General features: G+C 33.4%; 14 protein-coding genes and 1 tRNA gene. 10 read left to right on the top strand and 5 right to left on the bottom strand.

Annotated features, from left to right (window positions below):
* Positions 1–284 precede the first annotated feature (284 nt).
* From HMPREF2881_RS02080 to HMPREF2881_RS02095, 4 genes are all read left to right on the top strand, one after another.
* Complete coding sequence (locus HMPREF2881_RS02080) at positions 285–905, top strand: nitroreductase family protein (protein WP_002449496.1); 621 nt, start codon at positions 285–287, stop codon at positions 903–905.
* Positions 906–1113: 208 nt separating this feature from the next.
* Positions 1114–3123, top strand: a complete 2010-nt coding sequence (locus tag HMPREF2881_RS02085; RefSeq protein ID WP_002449504.1) for a catalase — start codon at positions 1114–1116, stop codon at positions 3121–3123.
* A 244-nt stretch (positions 3124–3367) separates the two neighbouring features.
* Positions 3368–3901, top strand: coding sequence for a VOC family protein (locus tag HMPREF2881_RS02090; protein WP_002454618.1), 534 nt, complete (start codon positions 3368–3370; stop codon positions 3899–3901).
* A gap of 126 nt (positions 3902–4027) precedes the next feature.
* Positions 4028–4321, top strand: a complete 294-nt coding sequence (locus tag HMPREF2881_RS02095; RefSeq protein WP_002449192.1) for a hypothetical protein — start codon at positions 4028–4030, stop codon at positions 4319–4321.
* 216 nt (positions 4322–4537) lie between these two features.
* On the opposite strand, the gene lip is transcribed toward HMPREF2881_RS02095, so the two are convergent.
* The 3 genes from lip to HMPREF2881_RS02110 form a co-directional block, all read right to left on the bottom strand.
* Complete coding sequence (lip, locus tag HMPREF2881_RS02100; protein WP_002454619.1) at positions 4538–6805, bottom strand: YSIRK-targeted triacylglycerol lipase; 2268 nt, start codon at positions 6803–6805, stop codon at positions 4538–4540.
* Between the two features lie 393 nt (positions 6806–7198).
* Positions 7199–8710, bottom strand: coding sequence for an MFS transporter (locus tag HMPREF2881_RS02105; RefSeq protein ID WP_002488503.1), 1512 nt, complete (start codon positions 8708–8710; stop codon positions 7199–7201).
* Between the two features lie 152 nt (positions 8711–8862).
* Positions 8863–8953: transfer RNA gene (locus tag HMPREF2881_RS02110), tRNA-Lys, on the bottom strand.
* 218 nt (positions 8954–9171) lie between these two features.
* Here HMPREF2881_RS02110 and HMPREF2881_RS02115 point away from each other — a divergent pair.
* Together HMPREF2881_RS02115 and HMPREF2881_RS02120 are read left to right on the top strand one after the other, a co-directional pair.
* A complete protein-coding gene (locus tag HMPREF2881_RS02115; protein WP_002449519.1) occupies positions 9172–10044 on the top strand; it encodes a trypsin-like serine peptidase in 873 nt (290 codons plus the stop codon).
* A gap of 121 nt (positions 10045–10165) precedes the next feature.
* Positions 10166–11089: a hypothetical protein gene (locus tag HMPREF2881_RS02120; RefSeq protein ID WP_002454621.1), complete on the top strand. Its 924-nt coding sequence runs from the start codon at positions 10166–10168 to the stop codon at positions 11087–11089.
* 26 nt (positions 11090–11115) lie between these two features.
* Here the strand turns inward: HMPREF2881_RS02120 and HMPREF2881_RS02125 are convergent, their stop codons facing one another.
* Positions 11116–11991 (bottom strand): helix-turn-helix transcriptional regulator, encoded by an 876-nt coding sequence (locus HMPREF2881_RS02125; RefSeq protein ID WP_002454622.1) that lies wholly within the window; start codon positions 11989–11991, stop codon positions 11116–11118.
* Between the two features lie 118 nt (positions 11992–12109).
* Positions 12110–12964: an oxidoreductase gene (locus HMPREF2881_RS02130; RefSeq protein ID WP_002454623.1), complete on the bottom strand. Its 855-nt coding sequence runs from the start codon at positions 12962–12964 to the stop codon at positions 12110–12112.
* Between the two features lie 82 nt (positions 12965–13046).
* Here HMPREF2881_RS02130 and panB point away from each other — a divergent pair, with 82 nt between their 5' ends.
* The 4 genes from panB to HMPREF2881_RS02150 all read left to right on the top strand — a co-directional run bounded on the left by panB (position 13047) and on the right by HMPREF2881_RS02150 (position 16684).
* Positions 13047–13874, top strand: coding sequence for a 3-methyl-2-oxobutanoate hydroxymethyltransferase (gene panB, locus HMPREF2881_RS02135; RefSeq protein WP_002449348.1), 828 nt, complete (start codon positions 13047–13049; stop codon positions 13872–13874).
* Positions 13858–14709 (top strand): pantoate--beta-alanine ligase, encoded by an 852-nt coding sequence (panC, locus tag HMPREF2881_RS02140; protein WP_002454624.1) that lies wholly within the window; start codon positions 13858–13860, stop codon positions 14707–14709. The genes panB and panC overlap by 17 nt, the downstream gene beginning before the upstream one ends.
* Before the next feature lie 5 nt (positions 14710–14714).
* Positions 14715–15098 carry an aspartate 1-decarboxylase gene (gene panD / locus HMPREF2881_RS02145; RefSeq protein ID WP_002449536.1) on the top strand — a complete coding sequence of 128 codons (384 nt, stop codon included), beginning with the start codon at positions 14715–14717 and terminating at the stop codon, positions 15096–15098.
* Positions 15099–15232: 134 nt separating this feature from the next.
* Positions 15233–16684: a SulP family inorganic anion transporter gene (locus tag HMPREF2881_RS02150; RefSeq protein ID WP_002454625.1), complete on the top strand. Its 1452-nt coding sequence runs from the start codon at positions 15233–15235 to the stop codon at positions 16682–16684.
* Positions 16685–16728: the final 44 nt, after the last annotated feature.

Here is a 16728-nt window from a genome sequence, read left to right on the forward strand (position 1 = left end):
AACCTTATGACTGAAACTTTATGACTGAATCCAATACCCTTTGTTATAACATAAATAATTTTTCTAAATTTCAAATTATTTATTTGTTAAGGTTAAGGATACCCTATTTAGTTATTGTTAATCAAATAATAGTCTAATAGATAAATGTTAATACATTATTAACTATAATTAATAATGTATTAAATTGAGTGTTTTTTTAAATCTATAAGCAAATTACTTCTATTTATTTTCAATTTATTTAATAATCTAGGTTACGTAATTAAAATATGAAAGTAGGGAAATGAATGAACGATTTTAACGAAATATTGGAAAGTAGAAAATCTGTGAAAGGATTTGATCCAAATTATAAAATTCCACATGAAGAAATGAATGAAATCATTAGAAAGGCAACAAAAGCACCTTCATCAGTGAATATGCAGCCGTGGCGTTTTGTTGTTGTAGAAAGTGATGAAGCGAAAGCAAAATTACGTCCATTAATTCGTTTTAATACGTCACAAAATGATACATCATCAGCGATGATTGTTATTTTCGGTGATTTACAATGTTATGAGGAAGGCGAGTTTATCTATAACAAAGCGGTTGAGGAAGGACATATGCCTCAAGAAGTAAAAGACCAAATGTTACCTTTTGTAATGGATACTTACAAAAATAGTTCACGTGAAGTTATGAGTGACATCGTAAAAGTGGATAGTAGTTTAGCTGCGATGCAATTAATGTTAGTTGCAAAACAATATGGCTATGATACGAACCCTATCGGTGGTTTTGAGCATGACAAAATTGGCGAAGCATTCGGATATGATTTAGAACGTTACGTTCCAGTGTTAATCGTTGCGATTGGTAAGAAAGAAAAAGAACCTCATACATCATATAGAATGCCAGTTGATAAGGTAGTAGATTACCAATAATTAAAGTTTAATATAAAATATCAAAAAATATATTTTCATAAACGATTATAAAAGAAAGTTCTTTAAATAAAAATTTATGGGAATATATTTTTTCTTTAAAATGATTAATTCTTTTATAAATGGGAATAACTAACTGTATCCCGTAATAAGGAAACAATGTACATAACAATGTATTTACGATACCAATCTATATCTAGGAGAGATAAGTATGGATCAATCAAATGAAAACAAAAAACAACAACAATTAGATGCTCTAAGAAAAAATAATGATGGTACAGCAATGACTACAAATAGTGGTATGAAAGTAAGTGAAGATGAAAATTCACTGACAGTAGGGGATAGAGGTCCGACTTTACTAGAAGACTTCCACTTCCGTGAAAAAATGATGCACTTTGACCATGAACGTATTCCTGAACGTGTGGTACACGCACGTGGATTCGGTGCACATGGTGAATTCCAAGTGTATGAAGATTTAAGTGAATATACAAGTGCTGACTTCTTAACACACCCTGAAAAAACAACACCTGTATTTGTGCGTTTCTCTACTGTACAAGGTTCTAAAGGATCTCCAGATACAGTACGTGACATTCGTGGTTTTGCTACTAAATTCTATACTGATGAAGGTAACTTCGATTTAGTAGGTAACAACGCACCTGTATTCTTTATTCAAGATGCAATTAAATTCCCTGACTTCGTACATGCATTAAAACCAGAGCCACATAATGAAATGCCACAAGGTGGTTCAGCGCACGATACATTCTGGGATTTCATTGGTCAAAACCCTGAATCTATGCACGCAGTATTCTGGGCAATGAGTGATAGAGGGATTCCTAAAAACTTCCGTCAACAAGAAGGTTTTGGTGTACACACATTTAGACTTGTAAATAAAGAAGGTCAATCTTACTTTGTTAAATTCCACTGGAAACCTAAACAAGGTTTAGAAAGCTTAGTATGGGATGAAGCACAAATCTTACATGGTAAAGACATTGATTTCCATCGTAAAGATTTATATGAATCAATTGATAAAGGCGACTATCCTGAATGGGAATTAGGCTTACAAATTATCAAACCTGAACAAGAATTTGACTTTGATTTTGATATTTTAGATCCAACTAAATTATGGCCAGAAGATCAAGTACCTGTGAAAATTGTTGGTAAAATGACGTTGAACCGTAATGTAGATAACGTCTTTGCAGAAACTGAACAAGTTGCGTTCCACCCTGCACATATTGTTCCAGGTATTGATTTCTCTAATGACCCATTATTACAAGGTCGTTTATTCTCTTACACAGATACACAAATTTCTCGTCTTGGCGGACCAAACTTTAACCAAATTCCTATTAACCGCCCAGTTGCAGACGTTCATAATAATCAACGCGATGCAATGCATCAATCATATATTCATCAAGGTCAAACAGCCTACCATAAAAATGGCTTGAACAATAATGACCCTCATACGACACCTAAAGAACAAGGTGGTTTCGAGCATTATCATGAAAAAGTAGAAGGTTATAAAGTACGTCAACGTAGTGATAGTTTCAAAGATTACTATACTCAAGCTAAATTATATAAAAACAGCTTAACTGAAGCAGAACAACAACATTTAGCTGATGCATTTTCATTTGAAATTGGTAAATGTAAATCAACAGAAGTAAAACAAAATGCTGTTAATCAAATTAATAAAGTTGATCGTAAATTAGCTGAATACGTAGCAAATAATGTAGGTGTAGAAGTTCCGGCAGAAAACGAAGAAGTGCAATCAGATGCTAAAGATAGCCAATTAACATTAGAAAAATTTGATATCCCACTAAAAGGACACTCTGTAGCAGTGCTTGTAAATGGTGATATTAGCGCTGAAACATTAAAATCATATGCAGAAGTATTTGTTAACAACGACTTAAACTATGCATTTGTTGGACAAACAGCTAAAAACCTTAATGATGACGAAATTGGTATTACTGAAACTTATAGCACAGCAAGTTCAACAGTATTTGATAGTGTAATCGTTCTTTCAGACGGTAAAGAAATGTTACCGACTGCGATTGACTTTGTTGAAATGAGCTATAATCATAAAAAACCTGTTGTAATCACTGAAGAAGCGAAAAATGTATTACAAAGTAATCGTATTGATTTAGATGCGCCTGGTGTTGTAGTATCTAGCGAACCACAAGCTATCCTTGACGCATTCAAACGTTACAGATATTTCGATAGAAAATAATGAATGATTTTTTGAAAAAGCCTGAGACATAATGTGTTGTCTTAGGCTTTTTTAATATATTGGCAGTCGATGATTGAATTGAACATGCATTTGTTCCAAATTCTTTTCAATTGTAGTCTCGGCGTCCAACATACAGACTTTCAATAAGAAAGTCTACGTCCAACGCAAGTTGGAGATACGTTACCGAGGTGAACGACAAATTCAAAATGAATGCTGTCTTGCACCTTTTGATTAAGGAGGAGATATGATGAATCGAGGTATTAATCATATTGGTCTTACGGTTCCTAGTATTGAAGAAGCCACTGCTTTTTTTAAACAGGGACTAGATGGAAAAATTGCATATGATAGTCAAACTAAAAAAGATGAGCCAAGAGGTGGCGAATATGTCGAGCATATCTTAGGCTTAGAAAAAGGAGCTTCAATTATTCATAAACGCATGATGGTGTTTGGTTGTGGTCCTAATATTGAAATGTTTGAATTCCAACACGCGCAACAACAAGAACCACAATCACTACAAGATATAGGTTTTACACATATTTCTTTTTATATTGAAAGTGACGCATTTGAACATGTATTAGAGCGTGTGAAACAGGCAGGAGGCAAGCCATTATCTGAACCACATTCTAATACAAAATATGAGGATACAGAGAATAATAAAACTGTTTATATTCGAGCGCCATGGGGAAGCTTAATCGAACTTCAAACTGTACCTAATGGCTTTTATTATCCAAAAGATAGTGAAGTGAAGGTATTTATTCCTAAAAGCAATGATGAGTAATAAAATGGAATCAGTCAGGCATTACGTTTTTCGACAGTGACGATTTTGTGTACTTTTTCTAGAAACAGGGTAATAAACTAGAAAGCCTAGCAAAGGGTTTAATGACAGTTTAAGGGAGTAGAACAAATGATTGATATTCAAATTCAAAAATGTGACTTAATTGAAGTAATTGAATCAATAATCAATGAAAAAGTCGAAGTTGACAATCAAGATGCATGTGAATATTTAGCGACTGAAATTGTGAATGGATTAGAAAGCTACAATAGTGAAGAAACTCAAGCAAATAATTTATTAGGATTGAATAGTGCATTACGTCATGAAGTCAAAGCTTCTAACCATTCTAAAAAGATCACACTTTCAGCAAATGAAGAAGCATTCTCGTCAAACGATAATAATGTAGATGTACGTTCATCTAACTAGACTGAAAAAATTACAGCACTTTATGACATCATGTTCTTCCAAATCTTACATAATAAAAAGCACTTCCTAACGAGTGAAAATGTCTTCATCTCATTCGGAGGTGCTTTTATTTATATGAAATTAGAAAAATAATGCTTTAACTATTCTGAAGAAAGAACCAAGTAATTGAAAGACATCACCAGACATTAGACAACCACCTTTCCGTAAAAAATTATATTAAGCTTCGTTAGTTGACGTTAGCGCTTCTGTTTGAACTAAATCATCTGCTAAATCATACCAAAACTGTTGTAGTTCTTCTCTTGAACGTTTTGTATCTGTACTGTCTTGACCTACAAAATCGACATGATCCCAGTCGTGTTTAGTAGGTGTTACTTGCCAAATACCTTTTTGATTTGTATCAGTTGCTTCTGTATAAGCTTGATTGAAAGGATGTTGAGATGAAATCACAGATACAAGACCATCATTTTCTCTCCATTCTTTTTCAGTAGCTTTACCAATCACATTTCCTGTCACTGTGAATGGTAAGAACATATTATAGTCTGCTTTTTGTTTTCCTATTAAAGTCGGATGCGTTGCCTCAGCTGTATACGTTTTATAAACGATATTTGGATTAAGTGATGTTTTGCGGTTAAGATCTGTCGCGCCATCACGTGTTAAATCATAAAAACCATTATCTTTAGATTGCCATAATTTAGAGTTTTTAACGCGTAAAAGGTAAGAGATGTAGCTTTCACCAGGTTGTTGTTTTAGACCCCATTGAGACAAACCGAAGTCTACACGTGAATTTTTATTACCTAATCGTTTACCTAAATCAAAAACCACTTGACGAACAAGTGCTTCATTTCCTAATTCATCTGCAGCGTGGGTACCATTATGCGGTGTGCCTAATGTTGTAATTGAAGAAACCATATTATCGTGTCCACCTTGTAGTAAAGGAGAAATGTCACCACCATGTGTTTTTTGGTATTCAATTTCTTCTTGACTACCATTTCTTAATAATTCTTCTAATTGACGAACAGTTTGTCCTCCCATACTATGACCAACTAGATGCACTTTTTGACCAGGTTGCCAATCTTTATAAACGCCTTCGTATGTTTTACCATAGCGTTCATGTCCATATCTTTCTGCATGTGCAGCACCATAATCTACAGTACCACCTTTAATATAGTAATAAAGTTCAACGGCACGGTCATAGTTACTACCAAATGCACTGATACTTGCTTCATAAGCGTTATAACCATTTTGTTCTAAATCTTGACGAATGTTTAATTTATCGCCGCCCCAATAATGTGATAAAACATTAGGATTGATATCATCAGTAAATCCATTAAAACCATGAACAAGAATGATTGGATCTTGGTTTTTGTATTGACCATGTTTAGCAACTTTATTGGTTTGATCTTTTGTTTCTGTCGTACCTTGCTGTTGAGATGTATTATTTGTTGTTGCTACTGCATTATTAGCTAATGTCTCTAAACCAGCCTGTGAATTTTTTTGATCTTTAGCATCTTTATGTCCAACAGTTTCATTTGTTGTACCGTCAATTGAGATCGCTTCATCTTTAGTGTTTAAAGTATTCACTGTAGGTGCAGCAGGATCTGTGGGTTGTTTAGCTGTCACTGTTTGTTTTGTTTCAGTTGTGTCTACAGTATCGTTTGTTTTTCCAGTAGATGGTGCCTCTACGTCATTATTTTTTATTGCATCCTGATTTACATTTGAATCTTGTTGAGTTTTTGATGGTGTTAATTCTTTACTCTCTGTTAGAGGTGTTGACTGAGATGTTTTTGTTGAATGACTGTCAGTTGTTTTTGAAGTATTGTCTTTTGTAGATGATGTGTTGGTTTCAGCAGTCGTTGTTTGAGTTGTTGTTTTCTCTTCTGTCGGACTTTCATTTGTCACGTTTTCTGAAGAGTGAGCTTGATTTTTAGTAGTTGATGTTTCAGTTGTGTTATCTTTTTTATCTGAGGCTAGTGTGTCTTTTTGAATTGTGTTTTTAGTCGATTCTTGTGTTTCAAGAGAAGGTTGCTCCTCTTTAGTTGAAACTGATTCAGGGTCATCAGAAGATGTTTTTGTAGTTGATGCTTCTTCAGTTTCAGCTACTGAATGTTTTGTAGATTGATGAGTTACAATGTTGTCAGTTGTTCTTTCATTAGTATTTAATTGATCAGTGCTATCTTTAACTTGAGTTGAAGCTTTGTTTTCATTATGTAAGCGTTGTGCTTCATTTTCATTAGTTACTGATTGAGATGTAGAAGTAGCTTGTTCGTCAGATTGAACATTGTCTTGTTGTGTTTCTTGATTATCAGATTGTTTTTTATGATCCCCAATAGATTGTGCTACAGCTGATTCAGGATTTCCCACTTCCTGATGTGTTTCTGCTGCCTGTGCAGCACCGCCTCCCATAAATAGCAATGTCGCTACTAAAATGGATGATGCACCCACACTGAATTTACGAATACTGTATCTGTTTTCACTTTTTTTCATAAATAGCACCTCTATTAATTGTTTTTTGTTATAAAATATATAGATTAAATAAAAATATTAATTATTGAACGTGGAATAAATCCGAAAAGTTTACTAAATATCGCTTTAATATTTTCCAAAGTAACCATCCTTTCTTAACAGACAATTTAGAAAGCGTTTACAAATATGGCGAAAAATTGTCGTATGTAGAACAGAGCTACATACGAGATTCAACCATCAACGTTGTCTATTGAATGTAAATAGATAGTAACGCTATATGAAAGCGTTGTCAATAATCTGTCACAATTACATAGAGTAAATGTACATTTTAAGGATATATGAACTTGAAATGTGTAATAACATCGTAAACTAAGGAGCGAAACCCTAATAAAGTAAACTGTTCTTTAAAAATCATTACTTGTGTATATTCAAATGTAACTCGGGGTTTTTAGGGGAACGAGGTGGTGTAATACGTCTCCCTTTTCCAAGAGACATTTGGATAATCGATGATACTAACATAATCGAATTGAAAATAATCATTAGTAGAAATACTTTATGATCAGCATCAATAGCAATATCTTTTATACGCTTAATATAAATTGAAGTGTTTGTAATATTTTCTGTATAAACAGATTGTGTTCCTTTTTGAATATTATATTTAATCAGATAGGCAATCACTGGAACAAGAAATGCTGCCGCGTAGTTACGTATTGTGTGCATCGTTTGAGAACGCTGACCAGCTTGAAGTAAATCGCCATCTAATAATGTTGCCATAGCACCACTTACAAGTGTCATACTTGCACCAAAACCAAGTAGGAAACCTTGAATATAAAGTAAATGAATATTTACAATATCATGTAAAATCATCCAATGAACACTGACATAAAGTAATGCTGATGAGCCTAATGTGCCTAAAACACCAGCTCCCACTGCACTATAGATAAACATTTTAATAAATCCTGTCACAATGACACCTATGAAAAAGAATAAATAAAAATGTAAAGATATAGTGAAAGGTAATTTTAAGATTCTAATTATATACACATTAATTCCTGCAATACCACATAATAAGGCTAAATGTGAAGATATAGCCATTGTTGCACCAACAAATGGTTTCTTTGTTAATAACGTTTTAAAGTGAACAAATGGATGTTTTGCTTCGTGATTAAAAACTACAAAATTTACAATGAATAAAATTGCTATAATTAGGATAGGCCAGACCCAGAGAGACCCGTACCCTTTTTGTGTAAGCATCCCCATCGGTAGCGTAAGAGCAATCGTACTAAGAACTAATGAAATAATCATAGGACGACTAATATGAATAGGTTCAGAATGTTGATATTTTTCTTTTGTTAAGAATATTGAACCTAAAATAAGACATAAGATAGCTGAAATAATATTAATAATAAAGATCCAATGCCAACGATCTAATTCTAAAGATAGACTACCTGATAGACCTCCCAATGCATTTGCGCCAAATAAACCTACAATAACCATTAATAAGAATACATTGCGGTATTGTCTAGGGAAGTTGAGAAAGAGTTTTGGTAAAAGTGTGAAGAATAAGACGCCGGTACTTAAACTTTGTAAACCTTTAGCAATAGATAAAATAATTAGGTCGAAAGAAAAAAGCCCGATAATCGAGCCGATTAAAAATAGAGTTACAAAGAATAAAAAATTACGTCTAAACCCGAATTTGTGTGTCAATGTATGTCCAAGTGGCACGCCAAGTGCAAAGGCAAAGTTAGCAATCACAGAAGGTATAATGAGATATTGAGAACCTATACTAAATGATGTTTGTAAAATACCTTGATTTAAACTATAAGCCAAATTTGAAAAATATTGTGAACCAATGCCGAAGATAGTTAGTATGCCAAGTATTGATATTTCTAGCATTTTTCCTTTTTTAGATGACCAAAAGTCCATTTTTTTCACTCCGATATATGAATATGGTGTATCGTCATTTCGCAACTTAACTATTATACTCCTGTAAATGGGAAAAATAAATAAGAGTGTCTTATATATAAAATATAAAATAAAAAGAAACCTAAGAATTTAATCTTAGGTTTCTTAGATAGCGGAGGGAGAAGGATTTGAACCAACGCGAGCTAAAAGCTCCTACTAACCATAAAATGGTTAGCCTCTTAAGCCAGGCTTGAGTATCCCTCCATGATTTTACTTTAATACTATACTATATATTTTGAAGTTTGTAAAGAAAAATATTTTCTATGTAAATACTTTATAAATGTAAATTAAAGTTAAAAATAAATTGTTTTATAAAAAAGACGCATACTGTCCTTTGTTTGTTTTATAATATTGATGTACATATTTTATTTTAAACATAAAACAAATTCATTTCTAAATGGAAGAAAGCAGGGGACAAATTAATGTTAAAATCTAAATTTGGTAAATCATTAGTAGCGAGTGTCATTATTGGTGCCAGTGTACTCGGATATTCCGCCCAACATCAAGAGGCTAAAGCTGTAGAAACCAACTATTATTATGACGGTATACAAAGAGGCTCATATCAAGCCTATTTAAAAGCGAAAAAAATTAGTAACAGCAGTATTTCAATTCAACGCTATCCAAATGCCTCGCAAAATAATTTAAAGGCGATTGGTCGTGTATCTAATTTAAATGGCTGGAAAAAAGGCTCTCGCGATGCATCTGTAAGAAAACAAGATTCTATGGGAACAGGAACAGTGATTGGGGCTCATACATTTGTAACAAATGCACACGTGATCGATGATCAATATGGTCGTGCAGCGGCTCCGAAATATATTAAATTTCAAATGAATCGTGATGGAAGTCGTATGCCATATGTTTTCCAAGCAACAGAAGTGATTAAAGTACCACAATATGATATTGCAGTGGTTCACACAAAACAAAATATGTCTAAATATGTGAAACCAGTTAAAATTGCAACGGATTCAGAGATTAAACAATTGAAATTCAATTCGCCACTTTATTCATTAGGATATCCATGGCAATATAACGACAACACAAAAGCCTATTTTAATAAACTTCGTGTAACTCAATTTTCAACAAATGGTACCGAGATTCAAACGAAAGATATTTTTAGATCAGGCGCTTCAGGCTCACCAATGTTAAATAGTACATTTACAAAAATGTATGGCTTAAGAACATATGGATATAACTTAATGGGTGGTTCAACGGATGCTTATGCTAAACAAGAAATGTCTGGTGGCGAATCATTTAAAGGATATGCTGGTCGTTTCGTACGTCAACATATTAAGTAATTGATATAAAAAAAGTACATGCTTTAGATAATGAAGTGTGTACTTTTTCATAACGACATACAGAGTCTGTTTAATATTGTCAGTTGAATATATATTTTTTATTTTAAAAGGAGCGAAATAAATGAAGAAACATTACTTAGCTATCGGCGCAATAACGGCGACAACTTTACTTGCAGGTTGTGATTTAGGAGATATGATTGGGCTCAATAATTCTAGTGAAAAATCAGAACATACTACATCACAAAGTAACCAACCATCAAATAAAAACACTTCAGATAATCATAAAAATAATACCCAACAAGATAGTAATAAAAGTTCAAATGATAGCAATCAACGAGAGAATAAAACAAATAGTAATATCGACAACTTATCTCAAGCTGAAAAAGTAGCGTTGGCTTTAAATGATCCTTCAGTGTCAGACTATGCTATTACTGCAAATGAATTAAGAAATCATTCATATTTTGCGAATTATAACGGTGGCGGCGAACAAAAAAGTATAGATACGTATCAATTAGAAGCATTAGACAATGGAGTAGAGGGTGCACCAAGTAATATGAAATTCTATGCTACTCAGCCTGCTAAAGGCTCATTTTCTACGCTTATTGGAGTAGGAGGCGATAGGGTTACAATTATCGCAACCCAAAGTCCAGGCACATACAGTCAATTTGTAAATTCACAAACAGGTCATGAATTAGATCTCCATACCTTACTTGAGAAATACGGTGAGAATTCTAATTATAAGGAGATTGTGAATCAAATCGTTTTTACTAATGGAAAAACATATACTGATTCAAACAATACAACTAGTGAATCATCTTCATCTACTGAAAAAGTAACACGTGCAAATGTCATTGATAAGGTAGAAGATTATGAAGGTCATCAATTAGATACTGATACGTACACATATAAAGAACCAGAACAAGATGAAAACGGAGATTGGGGCTTCTCAATTTTAGATAAAAATGGAGATTTAGTTGGCTCATATATCGTTACTTCTGACGGTGTAGTAACAAAATATGATGAACATGGAGATCCAATTGATTAATAAAAAGCAACAGCTGATTTTAATGGTCAGCTGTTGTTTTCTGTGTAAGTACGTTTAATTTCATCTAAACGCTCAATAAAACTATCGATATATGATTCTGGAGCAATAATTTTTGCTAGAGGGGCAAGTTGATAAGCAATATAATAAGCATCAAATCGCGTGCAATTTACCCATGCCAAAATGGTGTCTTCATTACGGGAAACAATCTCTTTAATTGAAAATTGTTGTTTAAATTGATTCCAAATGGTTGTACTCATTTCAAATAATACTGCATTATTCGCGAAGTCTTTAGAAAATTTTGTATCTAGAACGTGTAAGGATGATATCGATTTCAAAGAAACAGTATGTATTTTATGTTGAAATTCGTAAGTAAACCAATAATCATAATGCATATACAAAATAGATAATGGTTTAATAGTTATTTTGTTATGATCTACTTCAATACGCACTCTATGTTTATTGACGATGGCTTTTTGAAGATCCATTAATAGTTTTCCAGGAAGTAAATCATCACGTACTTTGAATTGATGTAACATCGTCATCAAAATATGTTTATCTTCTATTCTGACAGACGACAGCGCATTTAAGAAAAATTTGTAAATATCGTAATGAAGAATAGGTGTGAGACTTTGTAACTTAATGAGTAAACTTAGTACACCAAGACTTTGTTTGTTCGTAGTATCATGTGTGAGTTCATAACCGCCTAATTGATAATTATAGACGATTTTAGTATGATTGCTTCTCCAAAAATGACTTTCATAAAAAAATGTATTAATTGTATTAATATCACGTTGAATAGATTTTTTGCTGACATTTGTAAACCGATCTAAGTCTTCTTGAGTGACAACATGACCATTTAATAATAATGTCAACATATTAAGTATACGTGTTGCTTTATCCAAAGATATATCTCCCTTTTATTAAAGTGAAAAAGTTTTTAAAAATAATTATATAGCTTGTAATAGAGTTTGTTACTATATAATTTGACAAAATATTAATAGTTAAACATTGATTTTAACATTAATATTGAATGGATAAAGAATGGTGAGACCGTAATAATGCGTAAACTGTATCTAACGATGGGGTAGAAAGATGATGTGTTCTAGCCTTACGATAAATAAAACCTTGAATTGCTTCTACTTCAAGGGGCTGATGATTCATAACATCATAATACATACTTGTCCCCATATGATCTGGATAACCAGCATAGATATGCATAATATCTGCAACAATCGTGTTAGGCAATGTAATACCTTCTGCCATAGCGACTTGTTTCCCTTCTTCTAATAAGCGCGTGCATAATTGATAGACTTCCGAAATTTTTAAAATTTGTGCAGTATTGCCACCTAATGCAGTCATCGAATTAATACCAAGATTGACAAGTAATTTATACCAAATCGTTGTTTCTATGTGATCTTCTAATATAAGTTCTATTTTAGTATGCTCTAAATAGCGTTTAAGTTGTTCAGTCCGACGATCATGCTGAATATGCAAACGGTAATCTCTGAAATGGATCACTTCATCGTCTTTTTTCTGCCCACTAATATAGACCACAGCTTGGTAGACATATTTAAATGGTAAAGTTGAACGTAAACCATATCCATTTTGAGCTAAGATAATAGTTGTCTCATCATGAGTAAGACGGTTTAAGTCTGGAACTAAAGATTCAAGTTGATGCGTTTTGACTGCCACGATAATCACATCGAAGGGGTCAGCCATAGACTTAATGTCTTTAACCATGACATGTTGATTTGCAGGTTGAAAGTGAATGGACTTATTTGTTCTTCCAAGTAATGTAATATGAGGTAATACTTGTTGTAATTCGTAGGCAATCGTTGTACCTACAGCGCCTGGTCCAATAATCGCAATACGCATTTATAACTTTCCTTTCTTTAAAATATTACATATAATTATACGTGATGTTATTGAGATAATGTTATAGGAGATCGATAAAATAATGAAAAATTTGTCAAAACTTATGGAAATGAAGCAAAATGGTACAAAAATTTCAATGGTTACAGCATACGATTATCCCAGTGCAAAACAAGCGCAACAAGCCAATATTGATATGATTCTGGTTGGTGATTCGCTAGGAATGACAGTTTTAGGTTATGATACAACCACTCAAGTTACTTTAGATGATATGATTCATCATGGTAAAGCTGTTCGTCGAGGCGCCGATGATACATTTATCGTTGTAGACTTACCTATCGGAGCGGTAGGCGTAAGTGCGGAACATGATTTAAATCATGCGATAACGTTATATCAACAAACCAATGCGAATGCATTAAAAGCAGAAGGTGCCCATTTAACTGACTTCATTAAAAAATCGACACAAATTGGTATTCCAATTGTTGCACATCTTGGTTTAATGCCACAAAGTGTCGGTGTTATGGGTTACAAGTTACAAGGTGGTACAAAAGACGCAGCAGAACAACTTATTCGCGATGCACATGCCGTTCAAGAAGCGGGTGCAGTGGCTTTAGTATTAGAAGCTATTCCAAGTGACTTAGCTGGATTAATTAGTAAACAATTAGACATTCCAGTTATTGGTATTGGAGCAGGCAAAGATACAGACGGACAAGTATTGGTGTATCACGATATGTTGAATTATGGTGTAGAACGCTATGCTAAATTCGTAAAACAGTTTGCAGATTTATCTGTAGGTATTGATGGTATGAAGCAATATGATAAAGAAGTGAAAGCGGGAGCATTTCCTGCAGAAGCACATACGTATAAGAAAAAAGTATTAGATGAGGTTAATAAAAATGACACAAGTAATTAATACTGTAAAAGAGATGCAAGCGATCGCACAACACATAAAAGCGTCTGGTCAATCAATAGGTTTCATTCCAACAATGGGTGCGCTTCATGAAGGACATTTAAGTATGATGCGACGTTCAGTTGAAGAAAACGATGTGACAATCATTAGTGTATTTGTAAATCCATTACAATTTGGACCTAATGAAGATTATGATGCATATCCTCGCCAAATTGATAAGGACGTTTCTTTAGTTAAAGTTATTCATGTCGATTATGTATTCCATCCTTCCGTTGAAGAGATGTATCCAGATGAATTAGGCGTTACATTAAAGGTGGGACGTCTAGGGGAAGTCTTAGAAGGCCCACAACGTCCTGGACATTTTGATGGTGTCGTTACAGTAGTGAATAAATTATTTAATATCGTAACTCCTAATAAAGCTTATTTTGGTAAAAAAGATGCACAACAATTAGCAATTATTGAGAAAATGGTAAAAGATTTTAATCATCCTATTGAAATTGTCGGCGTCGATATAGTACGTGAAGACGATGGACTTGCGCGTAGTTCTCGTAATGTGTATTTGACTGATGAAGAACGTAAAGAAGCGGTTCATTTAAGTAAAAGTTTAACATTAGCCAAAGACATGTATGAAGAAGGTGAACGTCGAAGTCATATGCTCGTTGGTGCAATAAAAACATACTTACAAGAACATACAAGTGGTCATATCGATGAAGTCGCAATTTATAGTTATCCTGAACTTGAAGTTGTTAATGAAATAAATGGTCAAATTTTTATTGCTTTAGCTGTCAAATTTTCTAAAGCACGTTTAATAGATAATATTATTTTAGGGAGTAAATAAAGAAAATGATTAGAACAATGATGAATAGTAAAATTCATAGAGCACGTGTCACAGAATCCAATTTAAATTATGTAGGAAGTATTACGATCGATGCCGATATTTTAGATGCGGTTGATATTCTTCCAAATGAAAAGGTTGCTATCGTCAATAATAATAATGGGGCACGTTTTGAAACATATGTGATTGCAGGCGAACGTGGCAGTGGGAAAATTTGTCTAAACGGTGCTGCCTCTCGCTTAGTAGAAGTCGATGATATAGTTATTATTATGACTTATGTACAGTTGGACGAACGTGAATTAATCGATCATGCACCTAAAGTCGCGATTATGAACGAAAATAATGAAATAATTCAAATGATTCATGAAAAAGAAAATACAATAATTAAGTAATTAAGTGAGCGTGCAGTCTTAAAGAGATTATTTTGGAAAGACTAGCACGCTTTTTATATAAATTTTCTTAAACCCTAAAAATAGATTGTCATTCCTGTTATAATAGGCGCTATGTTAAAAAAGGAGCGTTGATTATGACAGAAACATTAAAAGACGAATGGTTAAAAAATCCTGGTAAAAATATAATGGCAGGTATTGTTGTTGCTTTAGCACTAATTCCAGAAGCTATCGCGTTTTCAATTATTGCCGGTGTAGATCCTATGGTAGGATTATATGCTGCTTTCATTATTGCTACCGTTACAGCGATTGTTGGCGGACGGCCTGCTATGATTTCAGGTGCGACAGCAGCAGTTGCACTGGTTGTAACACCGCTAGTCAAGGATTATGGGGTGCAATATTTATTTGCAGCAACCATTTTAATGGGATTGATTCAGTTATTACTTGGTATTTTAAAAGTAGGACGATTGTTAAAATTTATTCCACGCTCAGTAATGATTGGATTTGTGAATGCATTAGGTATTATGATTTTTTTATCTCAAGTTGAACATATTTTTGGTATTTCTATTGATACTTATATCTATGTCACGATTACATTATTAATTGTATTTATCTTACCTAAATTCTTTACTATAGTCCCAGCGCCACTTATTGCGATTGTCGTTTTAACTATACTTTATCTAACCATGGGTGCTAATATTCATACAGTAGGCGACTTAGGTACCATTAAACAAGCTTTACCACACTTTACTATTCCTCACGTACCTTTTAATCTAGAAACATTAAAAATTATCTTCCCTTATTCGTTATCTATGGCGATAGTGGGACTCGTTGAATCTCTGTTAACAGCTAAGATTGTAGACGATTATACAAATACCTATAGTAACAAAAATAGAGAGGCTCGTGGACAAGGTATTGCCAATATAATTACAGCTTTATTTGGTGGAATGGGCGGTTGTGCCATGATAGGGCAGTCAGGGATTAACGTAAGATCAGGTGCGAATAGTCGCTTATCAACTTTAACAGCGGGATTATTTTTAATTTTCATGATTATGGTGCTTGGTCATATAGTGATACAAATACCTATGCCAGTGTTAGCAGGTATTATGGTTATGGTTTCTGTAGGAACTATTGATTGGGGTTCATTTAAATATATTAAACATGCACCCAAAACAGATGTGTTTGTAATGATTTTAACAGTGATTATTGTATTATTTACACACAATTTAGCACTGGGTGTTGTTATAGGAATTGTATTTAGCGCATTGTTCTTTGCGACTAAAATCTCGAATATTAAAGTAGAGACAAGAAAAGAAAATAATCAATATTTTATTGTTTTTAAAGGACCCATCTTTTTTGTGTCAATTGATACTATGATGACCCAAATCGACTTTAATGTTCAACGTGAAACAATTCAATTAGATTTTAGTGACGCGCATATTTGGGATGACTCGGCTGTAGATGCTATTGAAACAATCGTGCGTAAACTTGAAGATAAGCATAATGAAGTATATGTTAAAAATTTAAATAAAGATAGTCGGAAAGTGGTTTCCGAGTTAAGTCAATTAAAAGAAAACCAACTTATTTAAAAAGAAGAGTCCGGGACATAAATCCTGGACTCTTCTTTTTTTGC

The sequence above is a fragment of the Staphylococcus sp. HMSC057A08 genome (assembly GCF_001812925.1).
Lineage (GTDB): Bacteria > Bacillota > Bacilli > Staphylococcales > Staphylococcaceae > Staphylococcus > Staphylococcus hominis.